The sequence below is a fragment of the Duganella fentianensis genome (assembly GCF_009857835.1).
Classification (GTDB): domain Bacteria; phylum Pseudomonadota; class Gammaproteobacteria; order Burkholderiales; family Burkholderiaceae_D; genus Rugamonas; species Rugamonas fentianensis.
Map to the genome: position 1 here is coordinate 481,959 of NZ_WWCL01000003.1, position 13,829 is coordinate 495,787.

General features: G+C 63.3%; 13 protein-coding genes. All 13 read left to right on the forward strand.

All coding sequences use genetic code 11. The features are described from left to right. Nucleotides 1-2 precede the first annotated feature (2 nt). The 13 genes from GTP23_RS15285 to gspE all read left to right on the forward strand — a co-directional run bounded on the left by GTP23_RS15285 (nucleotide 3) and on the right by gspE (nucleotide 13,829). Entirely contained in the window at nucleotides 3-1,523 is a 1,521-nt protein-coding gene (locus tag GTP23_RS15285) for a S41 family peptidase (RefSeq protein WP_161035942.1), read from the forward strand. Beyond that, nucleotides 1,520-2,278 carry a HesA/MoeB/ThiF family protein gene (locus GTP23_RS15290; RefSeq protein ID WP_161035943.1) on the forward strand — a complete coding sequence of 253 codons (759 nt, stop codon included), beginning with the start codon at nucleotides 1,520-1,522 and terminating at the stop codon, nucleotides 2,276-2,278. The genes GTP23_RS15285 and GTP23_RS15290 overlap by 4 nt, the downstream gene beginning before the upstream one ends. Before the next feature lie 22 nt (nucleotides 2,279-2,300). Continuing rightward, complete coding sequence (locus tag GTP23_RS15295; protein WP_229256113.1) at nucleotides 2,301-4,418, forward strand: amidohydrolase family protein; 2,118 nt, start codon at nucleotides 2,301-2,303, stop codon at nucleotides 4,416-4,418. A 152-nt stretch (nucleotides 4,419-4,570) separates the two neighbouring features. Beyond that, on the forward strand, nucleotides 4,571-5,014 hold the full coding sequence (gspG, locus tag GTP23_RS15300; protein WP_161035944.1) for a type II secretion system major pseudopilin GspG: 444 nt from the start codon (nucleotides 4,571-4,573) through the stop codon (nucleotides 5,012-5,014). 20 nt (nucleotides 5,015-5,034) lie between these two features. Beyond that, nucleotides 5,035-5,502: a GspH/FimT family pseudopilin gene (locus GTP23_RS15305; RefSeq protein ID WP_161035945.1), complete on the forward strand. Its 468-nt coding sequence runs from the start codon at nucleotides 5,035-5,037 to the stop codon at nucleotides 5,500-5,502. 1 nt (nucleotide 5,503) lies between these two features. Then, nucleotides 5,504-5,875 (forward strand): type II secretion system minor pseudopilin GspI, encoded by a 372-nt coding sequence (gspI, locus tag GTP23_RS15310; protein ID WP_161035946.1) that lies wholly within the window; start codon nucleotides 5,504-5,506, stop codon nucleotides 5,873-5,875. After that, nucleotides 5,872-6,528, forward strand: a complete 657-nt coding sequence (locus GTP23_RS15315; protein WP_161035947.1) for a type II secretion system protein GspJ — start codon at nucleotides 5,872-5,874, stop codon at nucleotides 6,526-6,528. The genes gspI and GTP23_RS15315 overlap by 4 nt, the downstream gene beginning before the upstream one ends. Then, a complete protein-coding gene (gspK, locus tag GTP23_RS15320) occupies nucleotides 6,525-7,574 on the forward strand; it encodes a type II secretion system minor pseudopilin GspK (protein ID WP_161035948.1) in 1,050 nt (349 codons plus the stop codon). Before GTP23_RS15315 ends, gspK begins: the two co-directional genes overlap by 4 nt. A gap of 27 nt (nucleotides 7,575-7,601) precedes the next feature. Continuing rightward, a complete protein-coding gene (gene gspL, locus GTP23_RS15325) occupies nucleotides 7,602-8,849 on the forward strand; it encodes a type II secretion system protein GspL (RefSeq protein WP_161035949.1) in 1,248 nt (415 codons plus the stop codon). Next, a complete protein-coding gene (locus GTP23_RS15330) occupies nucleotides 8,846-9,376 on the forward strand; it encodes a type II secretion system protein M (RefSeq protein ID WP_155435432.1) in 531 nt (176 codons plus the stop codon). Before gspL ends, GTP23_RS15330 begins: the two co-directional genes overlap by 4 nt. A gap of 16 nt (nucleotides 9,377-9,392) precedes the next feature. Then, a complete protein-coding gene (gene gspN, locus GTP23_RS15335) occupies nucleotides 9,393-10,166 on the forward strand; it encodes a type II secretion system protein N (RefSeq protein WP_161035950.1) in 774 nt (257 codons plus the stop codon). 20 nt (nucleotides 10,167-10,186) lie between these two features. Beyond that, a complete protein-coding gene (gene gspD / locus GTP23_RS15340; RefSeq protein WP_161035951.1) occupies nucleotides 10,187-12,406 on the forward strand; it encodes a type II secretion system secretin GspD in 2,220 nt (739 codons plus the stop codon). Nucleotide 12,407: 1 nt separating this feature from the next. Next, a complete protein-coding gene (gspE, locus tag GTP23_RS15345) occupies nucleotides 12,408-13,829 on the forward strand; it encodes a type II secretion system ATPase GspE (protein WP_161035952.1) in 1,422 nt (473 codons plus the stop codon).

Genomic DNA, 13,829 nt, shown 5'->3' on the forward strand with positions numbered 1-13,829 from the left:
AAATGGGCAACAAAGTCAAAAGCATGGTCCTGGTTGGACTGGGAATGGTGGCTGGTGTGGCCGTCTCCCTGCAGTATCCCGCGATAGCGCAGAAAGCCAGCGGCTCGCCGCTGCCGCTGGAAGAACTGCGCCAGTTATCCGATGTGTTCGGCCTGATCAAGAGCGATTATGTGGAACCCGTCGACGACAAGAAGCTGCTGACGGAAGCCATATCCGGCATGGTGGCCTCGCTCGATCCCCATTCCGTCTACCTCGATAAAAAGGCCTTTGCCGAAATGCGCGAAACCGTCGAGGGTAAATTCGTCGGCATCGGTATCGAAGTAGGCATGGAAGATGGCTATCTGAAGGTGGTCTCGCCGATTGAAGATTCCCCAGCCTTCAAGGCCGGTATCAAGGCCGGTGACGTGATCACCCGCATCGACAACACGCCCATCAAAGGTCTGTCGCTCGATGAAAGCGTGAAGAAAATGCGTGGCGAGCCGCGCACCAGGGTGGCGGTGACCATTAGCCGCAAGGATGAAGACAAGCCGCTGGTGCTGACCATCATGCGCGAAGAAATCCGCGTGCAGAGCGTCAAGGCCAAGATCATAGAACCCGGTTACGCCTGGCTGCGTATTTCGCAGTTCCAGGAGCCGACGGTGGAAGACATGGCCAGGAAGCTCAGCGCCCTGTACGCCCAGGACCCCCATCTGAAAGGGCTGGTGCTCGATCTGCGCAATGACCCGGGCGGTGTGGTGCCGGGTGCGATCGGCGTCTCCGCCGCCTTCCTGCCGAAAGATGCGGTGGTGGTTTCCACCAATGGCCAGCTGGCCGATTCCAAACAGACCTTCTATGCCCGCCCCGAGTACTACATCGTGCGCGGCAAAAACGATCCGCTGGCCAAGCTGCCCGCCGCGCTGAAAGATGTGCCTATGGTGGTGCTGGTAAATGTCGGCTCGGCCTCGGCGTCGGAAATCGTCGCCGGTGCCCTGCAGGATTACAAGCGCGCCATCATCATGGGTTCGCAGACCTTCGGCAAGGGCTCGGTGCAGACGCTGCGCCAGCTGACGGCAGATACGGCCGTCAAGCTGACTACGGCCCGCTATTACACCCCGCTCAACCGCTCCATCCAGGCGCGCGGCATTGTGCCCGATCTGCTGGTGGATGAAAGCGCCGAAGGCGACGCCATGAAAGGCTTGCATGTGCGCGAAGCGGATCTGGCGAAACATCTGAATAACGAAGCCGATAGCGCGGCCGCCCAGCAGCAAGGGCCGCAGCGCGACGAACTGGAAGAAGATCTGCGTGCCGCTGCGCTGGCGAAGAAATCCAGGCCGGTGGAATTCGGTTCCAAGGATGATTTCCAGCTGCAGCAGGCACTGCGCCACTTCAAAGGCCTGCCGGTGCAGCTGTCCAAGGCGGACGGAGCGGCCGTGGCCGCAACGGCGGCTTCGGCAGCTTCCGCCTCCGCTGCGGCCCCGGCCTCGGCTGCCGCCAAGGCCGCTTCCGCTGCCAGCGCCAAATCTGCACCAGCACCACGGCCATGAACGACCAGCAGCTGCTGCGCTACTCGCGCCATATTCTGCTCGACCAGATCGGCATCGAGGGCCAGCAGAAGCTGCTGGCCGCGCATGCGCTGGTGATCGGTGCGGGCGGCCTCGGTTCGCCCGCTGCCATGTATCTGGCTTCGGCCGGGGTGGGCCAGATCACGCTGGTCGATAACGACACGGTGGACCTGACCAATCTGCAGCGCCAGATCGCCCATACTACCGAGCGGGTAGGTCAGCCCAAGGCGGAATCGGCACGTCAGACGCTGGGCCAGATCAATCCTGAAATCAGCGTGACTGCACTGAACGAGCGTGCCGATGAAGCGCGCCTGCACGCGCTGGTGGCAGAAGCCGACGTGGTGCTGGACTGCACCGACAACTTCGCCACCCGCCATGCCGTCAACCGCGCCTGCGTGGCGCTGCGCAAGCCGCTGGTATCGGGCGCCGTGATCCGTTTCGATGGCCAGATCAGCGTGTTCGATCCGCGCAGCGGCACCCAGCCCTGCTATTCCTGCCTGTTCCCGCAGGATCAGAAATTCGAAGATGTAGCCTGTTCGACCATGGGCGTGTTTGCGCCTCTGGTGGGAGTGGTCGGTGCCATGCAGGCGGCCGAAGCTCTCAAGCTGTTGATGGACGTCGGGACCTCACTGGCCGGCCGCCTGCTGATGCTCGACGGGCTGTATATGGAGTGGACCAGTATCAGCGTGGCACGCAACGGCGATTGTCCCGTCTGCGCTAGCAGCGCTGCCAAGTAATCAACCAGATAAGGGGACTATCTTGCTGCTCAAACGACTCGCCATTATGCCGCTGGCGCTGGCTGCCGCATTCAGTGCACATGCCGCCAGCATCACCAAGTATCTGATCATCTCCGAAAACGCCAAGCAGATAGGCGCACAGGTTACCGAGCATCTTGATGATGGCAGCACCAAGGTACGCTTCGAGTTCAAGAACAATGGCCGCGGCCCGGATCTGACGGAACAGTTCCGCATGACGGCCGATGGCAGCATGAGCAGCTACAGCGTGCAGGGCAATTCCACCTTCGGCGCCGTGGTCAACGAGCGTTTCGAGCGCAAGGGTGATCAGGCCGAATGGAAGTCCACTTCCGAGCAGGGCCAGAAAACCGTCAAGGGTGCAGCCGGCTATCTGCCGCTGAATAGTTCCTTCGAAGTGGTGTCGGCCTATATCGGCGTGCTGGCCGCTGCGCCGGACCATAAAATGGCGCTGCTGCCTTCCGGTACGCTGAGCCAGAGCGTGCTCGATACGCTGGAAGTGAGCAGCGCGAGCGGGGCAAAACAGACCGTGCAACTGGTCGCGCAGACAGGCGTGGGCTTGTCGCCGGCGTTTTACTGGGCCACCACGGGCAGTAAACCGCGCCTGTTCGGCGTGATCATTCCCGGCTTCGCCAATATCCTCGAAGAGGGCTGGCAGGGTGCGGCGGCACAGATGGCGGCACGCCAGAAGCAGGCCGAGAACAAGATGCTGGAAGATCTGGCCACCAGACTGCAGCATCCGCTCAATGGCCTGACGGTGGTGCGCAATGCGCGCGTGTTCGATAGCGAAAAAGCCGTAGTCGGCGCGCTGTCCGATATCTATCTGCTGCGCGGCCGCATTACCTCGGTGCTGCCAGCCGGTTCGCCGGCGCAGGGCGTGGTCAACACCATCGATGCGGAAGGCCGCATTGTGCTGCCCGGCCTGTTCGACATGCACGGCCACGTGGACCGCTGGTCCGGCGCACTGAATATGTCCACCGGGGTGACCAGTGTGCGCGACATGGGCAATGACAACGCCCAGCTGCAGGCCATGCTGGATGAAACGGCGGCCGGCAAGCTGCTGGCGCCGCAAGTGGTGCCGGCCGGCTTCCTCGAAGGCGAGAGCCCGTTCAGCGCGAATAACGGCTTTGTCATCAAGGATCTGGCCGAAGCCAAAAAAGCCATAGACTGGTATGCCCAGCATGGCTACCCGCAGCTGAAAATTTATAACTCCTTCCCCAAAGCCATCCTGAAGGACACGGTGGCGTATGCGCACAGCCGTGGCATGCGCGTCTCCGGCCACATTCCGGCTGGCTTGCGCGCGCAGGAAGCGCTGGATGCCGGCTACGATGAAATCCAGCACATCAATCAGGTGCTGCTGAACTTCCTCGTCAAGCCGGATACGGAAACCCGTAACCTGAACCGCTTCGTGCTGCCGGCCGAGAAAGTGGCGGATATGGATTTCAACAGCAAACCGTACAAGGATTTCGTGGCGGGGCTGGTGAAGAAGCAGATTTCCATCGACCCTACCCTGACGGCCTTCGCTTTCCTGCAGCAGCGTGACGGCGACATGAACGAGCCGTATCGCGGCTTTGCGTCCAACATGCCGCCCGATGTGGCGCGCGGCTTCTCGGTGGGCGGCATGAAGATCGAAAACGACACGGTGTGGAAGCGCTATCAGAAGTCCTACGGCAAGATGATCGAATTCGTCGGCATCATGTACCGTGCCGGCGTGCCTATCGTGGCCGGCACGGACGATATTCCCGGCTTCACCCTGCATTCCGAACTGGCCCAGCTGGTAAAAGCCGGCCTGACCCCGGCCCAGGCGCTGCAGGTGGCCACCCGTAATGGTGCGCGCTACACCCGCACCAGCAATGATCGTGGCAGCATCACGCCGGGCAAGCTGGCCGATCTGGTGCTGGTCGATGGCGACCCGACCAAAGATATCGCCGATCTGCGCAAGGTGGCGGCGGTGATTACCCGCGGCTATCTGGTGTCGCCGCGCGAAATCGATGCGGAACTGGGTATCGCACCTTTCGTTGGCGCCACACCGAAACTGGTGAGTACGCCCGTGGCGGCAGCAGCCGGTGGCGGCAATGAGGGGGCCATGCAGCGCCTCGAAGCGACCACCCGCAAACACGACTAAGCGGTAAAACGGCGTAAAGAACGGGCAGCGCGGCTGCCCGTTTAAGTGGCAGCTAAGGCAGGCAACGCAAAAATTGCTGGTATTTAGTCAAGCTGTCATGAATCCCATTTATACTTTCGCACTCACTTTTTGCACTTGCCCGTATTCTGATTATGAAAAAATTCTCCTTCCCGCGTCGTGCTGCACGTGGTTTCACGCTGATCGAAATCATGGTGGTGGTGGTCATCATGGGCGTGCTGGCAGCACTGGTGGTGCCCAAGCTGCTGAGCCGTACGGGCGAATCCAAGATCGCGGCGGCCAAGGTCGATATCGCCACCGTGATGCAGGCGCTCAAACTGTACAAACTCGATAACCAGCGCTATCCCACCACCGAGCAGGGCCTGCAGGCACTGCTGACCAAGCCCACGGCCGGTCCTGCCGCCAATGGCTGGAAGGCGGGCGGCTATCTGGAGAAGATGCCGAAAGACCCGTGGGGTAATCCCTACCAGTTCCTCTCGCCCGGCATCCATGGCGAGGTAGATGTGTTTTCCTACGGCGCCGACGGCGCCCCCGGTGGTACTGGCGACGATGCCGACATCGGTTCGTGGGATAACTGAGCCGGCCGGGAAGCCTGATCATGCAGACCGCCCCGGCACGCGGTTTTACGCTCATCGAGCTGCTGGTGGTGATGGTCATTCTGGGCATCACGCTGGGGCTGGTGAGCCTGAACGCCTTGCCGGGCAAGGAGCAGGGCATGCGCGAGGACGCTCAGCGTATCGCTCTGCTGCTGCAGGTAGCGCGCGATGAAGCCATTGTGCGCAACCGCCAGATCGCTTTCGAAGCGGGCACCGAGGGCTACCGCTTCATGATCCGTAACGACACGCAGTGGGAACTACCGCAGCAGGATGACATGCTGCGCGAGCGCAGTTTCAAGCATACGCCGCTGACGCTGGTGCTCGATCCGCCGCCGAACGACGTCAACCCCGGCCTGCGCATCGTGTTCGGCCGCGAGCCGGTGGACAAGCCTTTTGTGCTGTCGCTGCGCAGCGGCGAGGCCAGCGTTGCCATCCACGCCGATGGTGTCGGCCATTTCACGGTGGACTAGCATGGACGTGACGCGACAGAACGGCTTTACCCTGCTGGAGGTGCTGGTGGCGCTGGTGATCGTCGGCACGGCGCTGGGCGCTTCGCTGCGCGCCGTGGGCAGCCTGACGGCCAATAGCGATGGCCTGCGCAGTTCCATGATGGCGACGTGGTCGGCGGAGAACCGCATGGTGCAGATGCGCCTGAGTAAGCAGTTCCCTGCCGTGGGCAAGCAGACCTACGACTGCCCGCAGGGCGATCTGAAACTGATGTGCGAAGAGGAAGTCATCGCCAGCCCGAATCCCCGCTTCCGCCGCGTGGAAGTGAGCGTCTACGATCAGGCCGCGCCGGAACGGCGCATCGTCAAACTGGTGCAACTGGTGCTGAATCAATGATGCCTACCCGTCTGCAGCGTCAGCCTGCCTGTGTAACGCCGCGTGCGCGCGGTTTTACGCTGATCGAACTGCTGGTGGCGATTTCGATACTGGCCATCGTCGCCGTGCTGGGCTGGCGCGGCCTCGATGGCATCATCCGCTCGCGCAGTGCGCTGACGCAGCAGATGGGCCAGACGCGCGGCATGCAGCTGGCTTTCGCCCAGATGCAGAGCGATGCCGCCAATCTGGCACCGGCCACGCTGTTGCAGGGACGGGCCTATCTGCAGGCGGAAAATCAGCGCCTGACACTGGTGCGGCTGGTACTCAATGATATGCAGCCGACCCGCTTGCAGGTGGTGTCCTACCGCCTGCGCAACGGCGAACTGCTGCGGCGCGAATCGGTCGCCACGCGCGATCTGCAGCAGCTCGACGCACTGTGGCAGGCGGCGCTGGGCAATGACGATCAGGAGCAGCAGGGCAGTGTGGCGCTGCAGGGTGATGTGCAGGGCCTGAGCGTGCGCTACTGGATAGGAACGGGCTGGGTGCCTGCCGCCGGCATTTCCACCGCTGGTAACCTGAAACCCGCCAATGAGCCGACCGGGATGGAAGTGGCGCTGACCCTGCAGGATGGCGGCCAGCCGCTGGTGAAATCGTTTCTGCTGGGGGCTTTATGATGCGCCGGCGTGAAAGCGGGGTGGCGGTGGTGACGGCGCTGCTGCTGACCACACTGGCGGTGACCATCGTCGCCAGCCTGTTCTGGCAGCAGCAGGTGCAGGTGCGCTCGATGGAGAACCAGCGGCTGCAATTGCAGACACGCTGGATCGTGCGCGGTGCGCTCGATCTGAGCCGGCTGGTGCTGTATCAGGACTTTATCGACTCTTCCGGCCAAACCCGGCTGAACGGCGTGTGGGCCACGCCGCTGGAAGAGACCCGGCTGGATGACTACATCGAACGGGAGCGCGCGCAGGCAGAAAATTTCAATGCCACGCTGTCCGGCCGCATGATGGATGCCCAGTCGCGCTACAATCTGGCTAATCTGGTGAAGGCCGGGCAGCGCGCGCCCGATCCGCAGCAGGTGGCGGCATTCCAGCGCCTGCTCAAGCATGTGCAGCTCGATCCCGCGCTGGCGCAGACGGTGGCGACGACGGTGGTGAATGCGCTGTCGCTGCCGACGCTGGCGCAGGAGGCGGCGGGTAATGCTGCCGGTGGTGCAGCAGCGAGCGCGCCGCTCATCCCGCCGAATCTGCCGGCAGGCGGTACGGCCAACCCGCAGCCGGCGGGCCAGCAGGCTAGCGGTCCGCAGCCGCTGGGCATGTTGCGGGTGGAGGATCTGCTGGCGATCAGCGGTTTCACGCCGGCGGCCATCGAGCGCTTGCGCGAGCTGGTGATCGTGCTGCCGGAACGGACCGATCTGAATGTGAACACGGCACCGGCAGAATTGCTGGCGGCAGCGGTGGACCGCCTGTCGCTGGCCGATGCTGCCACGCTGGTGAATGTGCGCCGCCGTACGCCGTTCCAGAACCGGCAGAATTTCGAGGATCAGATGCAGATGTTTCAGAACGGCGCTCTGAAGGCGAACATTCCCGTTGACGTAAAAAGTAATTATTTTCTGGCGCTGAGCAAGGTAAAACTTGATCGCGCCACGCTCGATACGGTGTCATTGCTCAAGCGCGCCGGCAATAATGGTGCGACCACAGTGCTGTGGATACGGGAAAACTAGAACAGGCAAGAACGAAAGCGAGACCCTTTGAGTACACTTTTTATCCGCTATCCGGCCAAGGCCAGCGTCGAAAACGGCGCCGCCCAGAGCTGCGCGTTTGCGCTGGTGGGCGATGCCGGCAATCTGATGCAGCAGGGCGCTGCGCCGCTGGGCAATCTGGCTGATCTGGTGGCGGCGGCGCGTCGCGTGGTGCTGCTGCTGGCAGCGGCCGATGTCACGCTGCTGCAAGTGACGGCGCCACCGCTGTCGCCGGCCCGCCTGAAAGCGGCCTTGCCCGGCCTGGTGGAAGAACAGGTGCTGGGCGATCCGGCCGAATGCGTGCTGGCTGCCGGCGCGGCCGATGCGCAGGGCCTGCGCACGGTGGCGGTGGCGCAGCGCGTCTGGCTGGAACGGCTGGCGCAGGCCTTGCTCGCACAGGGCGCGCACAGTATTGCGCTGCTGCCTGCGCAACTCTGCCTGCCGTATCAACCGGGTACGGTAACGGCGGCGCTGGGCGTCAGCGATGCCGGCTACGAGCTGGCCGTGCGCGCAGCGCAGTCGGCCGGTTTCGGCATGACTCTGCCGGCCCAGCCGCAGGCCGCATTACAGACTTTGCGCGCACTGGCCGGCAGCGATCCGGTCACGCTGTATCTGCCGGCCGGCCTGCTGCCTCAATTTGCCGCCCTGCAGGCGGGCAGCGACGCCGTGCATGGCATCAGCGTGCAGGAAGACCAGTGGGTGCACTGGATCGCTGCGGCCCGTGCCGGCGCGCTCGATCTGGCGCCTGCGCTGGGCACCACCGGCAACGCCGGCCGTCAGTGGCAGCGCTGGCGCTGGCCGCTGCGCCTAGGTGTGCTGGCGCTACTGGTGAATGTGATCGGGCTGAATGTGGAATGGCTAGGTTTGCGGCGCGATGCCGAGAGCGTGCGCCAGACCATGCTGCAGACGTTCAAGGCGAGCTATCCGAACGAACCGGCGATCTACCCGCTCGAGCAGATGCGCAAGAATATCGCACTGGCCAAGGCCGATGGTGGCGAAGCGGGTGCCGACGAATTTACCGCCCTCAGTGCGGCGCTGGGCGAGGCGCTGGCCGTGCTGCCCCGTAAAGACATTATTGCCACGCTGGAGTACCGCGAACGTGCGCTGTTCCTGAAAGTGAAACCGAATATGGTGGATGCGGCCGCACTGGGGCAATTGCGTGCCGCGCTGACGGCACGTCAGCTCGATCTGGTGGAAAGTTCTGCCGGTAGCTGGCAGATCCGGGTATTGCGTGGTGCCGCCGGAGGAAAATCATGAGCGCTATGACGCAACAGATGAATCAGCAGATCAGTGACTACCGGGCCCGCGCAGCGGCATTCTGGAGTGCGCGCACGGAACAGGAACGCACTTTCCTGCGCGTCGGTGGCCTGGTATTGGGGGCGGCCCTGTTCTATTCCGTGCTGGTGGGGCCGGCGCTGGAAGGGCGCGACAAGCTACGCAAGGCGCTGCCGGAACTGCGTCAGCAGGCGGCCGAGCTGCAGGCGCTGGCCGCGCAGGCGGCAGCACTGCGCAACCAGAACAGCATTGCGCCTTCGCCCATGTCGCGCGATACGCTGAACAGCAGCCTGACGACACGTGGCCTGAATCCCCAGTCGCTGGCGATCACGGGTGAATACGCCAAGGTGCAGCTGAATGGTGTGCCGTTTGCCGCGCTGGTGGTATGGCTCGATGCAGTGCGGGTGGAAAGCAAGATCCAGCTGCAGGATGCCAGCATCAGCGCGCAGGACGCGGCGGGCATGGTGAATGCCACGCTGACGCTGCGCCAGAGCAGTGCCGGTCGCTAGGCGGGAAAGCAGGACGATGAAGCGTAGCATGTTATGGTTGCTGACCGTGCTCCTGAGTGCGTTGCTGACGCTGGCCGTGTTTCTGCCGGCCAGCTGGCTGGGGACACTGGTGGAGCAGCAGAGCGGCGGCCGTTTGACGCTGGGAGATGCGCAGGGTACGCTGTGGCGCGGTTCCGCGTTTATCGGCGGTGCACCGGGCAAAAACAGTGCCGTGACGCCGCTGCTGCCGGGGCGTTTCAGCTGGTCGATTTCGCCGCTGGCCTTGCTGGGCATGGTGGAAGTTCAGCTGGCGAACAGTGTATCGCTGGCGCAGCCGCTCACCGTCAAAGGCAGCTGGACGCACTGGCAGCTCAGTCCATCGGCGCTGCTGCTGCCCGCTACCGGCCTGTCCGGACTGGGCGCGCCGCTGAATACCATTGCGCCTAGCGGCGTGATGCGGCTGTCGTGGAGCACGCTGGAACTGGCGCTGGCCGAACGCCAGCTGACAGTGCAGGGGCGTACCACGCTGGAGATGCGCGAGATGGCTTCGCGCCTGTCGTCCGTGCGGCCGCTTGGCAGTTACCAGCTGGCGCTGGACTGGCAGGGCCAGTCGGCGGCGCTGACGCTGGCTTCGACCAGCGGGCCTTTGCTGCTAAGCGGTAAAGGCAGTCTCGATCATGGCCGGCTGCAGTTTTCCGGTCAGGCCGAAGCAGCACGAGGAAGTGAAGAAGCACTGGCCAACCTGCTTAATCTGCTGGGCCAGCGCAAGCCGAATAGTGAGCGCAACATCATCGCTTTAGAGTTCCACTAAGTTCAGAAAAAGTTCAGACAATGAAAACACCGTCCCTGCAACGAACCCACCTTCCTGCGCTGCGTCGCCTGAGCGCCGGTGCGATGCTGTGCTGCGCACTCGGCACGCTGCCCACCGCCCTGATGCTGCTGCCATTGAGCGCACAGGCGGCGGAGGAAGCGGCTCTGAACTTTGTCGGCGCCGATATCGAATCCGTGATCAAGGCTGTGGGCCATTACACCAACATCACCTTCGTGATCGACCCGCGCGTGAAAGGCACGCTGACGCTGGTGTCGGAGAAGTCCATCAGCAAGGCGCAGGCCTTTAATCTGCTGACCTCCGCGTTGCGCCTGCAGGGCTTCGCCGTGGTCAGTGGTGACGGCTATGCCAAAGTGGTGCCGGAAGCCGATGCCAAGCTGCAGGCCGGTCCGACCCAGGTGGGGGCCGGCCAGGTTGCCGCCAAAGGCGATCAGGTAGTGAGCCAGATTTTCCAGCTCAATTACGAATCGGCCGCCAACGTGGCGACGGTGCTGCGCCCGCTGATTTCGATGAATAACACGATTAACGCCAACCCCGGCAACAATACCCTGGTGGTGACGGACTACGCCGACAATATCAAGCGGCTGGCCAAGATCGTGGCGGCGCTGGACGTGCCGGCTGTAGCCGATCTCGACGTGATTCCCGTGCGTTACGCCATCGCCAGCGATCTGGCCACCATGGTCAACAAGCTGCTGGAAGGCGGCGCCAGTGCCGGCGATGCAGGCAAGACCAGTGTGCTGGCCGACCCCCGTACCAATTCGCTGGTGCTGCGCGCGCCATCGGCTGCGCGTGCCAATCTGGCCAAGTCGCTGATCGCCAAGCTCGATCAGCCGACTGCAGAACTGGGCAATGTGCACGTGGTCTACCTGAAGAATGCAGAAGCGGCCAAGCTGGCGCAGACGCTGCGCTCGGTGATGTCGGGCGATACCTCGGCTGCTACGGCCACCGGGGTGCAGAGCGGCGGCCAGTCGGGCCAGAATCAGAGCAGCATGACTAGCCAGAACAGCGGCAGCAGCAGCTCGTCCGGCGGGCCTACCAATCCGCTGCTGAGCAATAGCTCGCAGCAGCAACAGGCTGGTGGCGGCAGCGCTGGTTACATCCAGGCCGATTCCACCACCAACACCCTGATCATCACGGCGCCGGAATCGGTGTATCGCAATCTGCGTGCCGTGATCGACCAGCTCGACGTGCGCCGCGCGCAGGTGTACATCGAATCGCTGATCGTCGAAGTATCGTCCGACAAGGCCTCCGAATTCGGCGTACAGTGGGTAGGCGCTACCGGCAACGAGAACAGCACCTACCGCGTGGGCGGCCTGCAGTCGTATTCGACGGGCGGCACCAACAACAATATCGCCACTATCGCCAGCACGCTGCGCGGCAAGACTTCGACCAGCAGCACCTCCAGCAGTTCCACGCTGCCCGGCAATGGCCTGTCGATCGGCGTGTTCAAGCAGGTGGCGGGCGGTCTCGGACTGGGCGCACTGGCGCACTCGCTGGAATCGGACGGCAATGCCAACATTCTGTCCACGCCGAACATGATCACGCTGGATAACGAGCTGGCATCGATACAGGTAGGCCAGAACGTGCCTATCCTGAGCGGCCAGTTCACCACCACCTCCGGCACCGCCAGCAACCCGTTCCAGACCATAGAGCGGCGCGAAGTGGGCCTGACACTGAAAGTGCGGCCGCAGATTTCCGAAGGCGGCACCATCAAGATGGCGATCTATCACGAGACTTCGAGCGTGGATAAATCGACGCTGACGGCGGCCTCCGGCATCACCCTGAACAAGCGCGTGATCGAAAATAATGTGATTGCCGACGATGGCCAGATCATCGTGCTGGGCGGCCTGATCGAAGATACCGAAGGCGATGGCACGGACAAGGTGCGCGGCCTCGGTGATATCCCTGTGCTGGGCAATCTGTTCAAGTACCAGAGCCGCACCCGCAAGAAGACCAACCTGATGGTGTTCCTGCGCCCTGTGGTGATCCGCAACAAGGAGCAGAGCACGTCGCTGGCCACCGACCGTTACGACTACATGCGGGCGGCGCAGGAAGCTGTCAAACCGGCCGACAGCATACTGGTCAAGGATCTGGGCCAGCCGCTGCTGCCGCAGCTGCAGGATGGTGTGCCTATCGGTAGCGGTGCAGTAGCACGCCCCGTACCGCCGGCACCAGTGCCGGCGCGCGCTCCGGGCGCAGGCGAAACCGGCAAGCAGCAGTAACATGAGCAACCTGTTACCTTACGCGTTTGCACGCGATTTCCTGCTGCTGGCCCAGCCTAGCGACACGGCCGAAGGCACGGTCGAAGTACGCGTATGCGGCGCCACGGCGCCGGCAGCCATTGCCGAAGTGTCGCGCCGTTTTGGCCGCATCCAGCTCACCAGTCTGGCGCGGGCCGATCTCGATGCCGCCATCGCCGCCGCCTACGCCAGCTCGGGCGGCAATGCCTCGGTGGTGGCGGAAGAATTCGATGCCGACCTTGATCTGACCCGTTTGCTGCAGGATGTGCCGGCCATCGAGGACCTGCTGGAATCGTCCGACGATGCGCCGGTGATCCGCATGATCAATGCGCTGCTGACGCAGGCGCTGCGCGATAGCGCCTCGGACATTCACATCGAACCGTTCGAGCAGACCTCGGTGGTGCGCTTCCGCATCGACGGCGCGCTGCGCGACATTGTGCGGCCGCGCAAGGCCATCCACGGTTCGCTGATTTCGCGTATCAAGATCATGGCGCAGCTCGACATCGCCGAAAAACGTCTGCCGCAGGATGGCCGCATCACCCTGCGCATAGGCGGCAAGCCGGTCGATGTACGGGTCTCTACTTTGCCGACCGGCCATGGCGAACGCGCCGTGCTGCGTCTGCTGGACAAGGAAGCGGGCCGGCTCGATCTGCAGCATCTGGGCATGGGCCGCGAGATGCTCGGTGATTTCGACGCGCTGATCAAGCAGCCGCACGGCATCGTGCTGGTGACGGGGCCTACCGGTTCCGGTAAAACCACCACGCTGTATGCAGCGCTGTCCATGCTGAACGCCACCAGCACCAACATCATGACGGTGGAAGACCCGATTGAGTACGACCTGAATGGCGTCGGCCAGACCCAGGTCAACCCGCGTATCGACATGACTTTTGCCAAGGCCCTGCGCGCGATTCTGCGCCAGGACCCGGACGTGATCATGATAGGCGAGATCCGCGATCTGGAAACGGCGCAGATAGCCGTGCAGGCTTCGCTGACGGGCCATCTGGTGCTGGCCACGCTGCACACCAACGATGCTGCCGCGGCCGTGACGCGCTTGCTGGACATGGGCATAGAACCGTTCCTGCTGTCGTCCTCGCTGCTGGGCGTACTGGCACAGCGGCTGGTGCGCAAACTGTGCGGCAGCTGCAAGCGCCACGAGCAGGGTGTGTGGCATGCAGTGGGTTGCGAGCACTGTGGCCACACGGGCTATCAGGGCCGGGTGGGGATATACGAACTGCTGCAGACCACGGAGCAGATCCGGGCCCAGATCCATAACCGCGCTTCGGAAGCGGAAGTGCGCGCCAGCGCGATTGCGGGCGGCATGCAGACCATGCGCGCCGATGGCGAACGCTGGCTGGAACAGGGCGTGACCACGCAGGCCGAACTGCTGCGTGTGACCAAGGACTAG

What these genes read in the sequence shown, in the direction of transcription:
- GTP23_RS15315 (WP_161035947.1), top strand. Translation starts at nt 5,872, where the DNA reads ATGATGCCTACCCGTCTGCAGCGTCAGCCTGCCTGTGTAACGCCGCGT.
- GTP23_RS15290 (WP_161035943.1), top strand. Translation starts at nt 1,520, where the DNA reads ATGAACGACCAGCAGCTGCTGCGCTACTCGCGCCATATTCTGCTCGAC.
- gspG (WP_161035944.1), top strand. Translation starts at nt 4,571, where the DNA reads ATGAAAAAATTCTCCTTCCCGCGTCGTGCTGCACGTGGTTTCACGCTG.
- GTP23_RS15305 (WP_161035945.1), top strand. Translation starts at nt 5,035, where the DNA reads ATGCAGACCGCCCCGGCACGCGGTTTTACGCTCATCGAGCTGCTGGTG.
- gspK (WP_161035948.1), top strand. Translation starts at nt 6,525, where the DNA reads ATGATGCGCCGGCGTGAAAGCGGGGTGGCGGTGGTGACGGCGCTGCTG.
- GTP23_RS15330 (WP_155435432.1), top strand. Translation starts at nt 8,846, where the DNA reads ATGAGCGCTATGACGCAACAGATGAATCAGCAGATCAGTGACTACCGG.
- gspN (WP_161035950.1), top strand. Translation starts at nt 9,393, where the DNA reads ATGAAGCGTAGCATGTTATGGTTGCTGACCGTGCTCCTGAGTGCGTTG.
- gspI (WP_161035946.1), top strand. Translation starts at nt 5,504, where the DNA reads ATGGACGTGACGCGACAGAACGGCTTTACCCTGCTGGAGGTGCTGGTG.
- gspE (WP_161035952.1), top strand. Translation starts at nt 12,408, where the DNA reads ATGAGCAACCTGTTACCTTACGCGTTTGCACGCGATTTCCTGCTGCTG.
- gspD (WP_161035951.1), top strand. Translation starts at nt 10,187, where the DNA reads ATGAAAACACCGTCCCTGCAACGAACCCACCTTCCTGCGCTGCGTCGC.
- GTP23_RS15285 (WP_161035942.1), top strand. Translation starts at nt 3, where the DNA reads ATGGGCAACAAAGTCAAAAGCATGGTCCTGGTTGGACTGGGAATGGTG.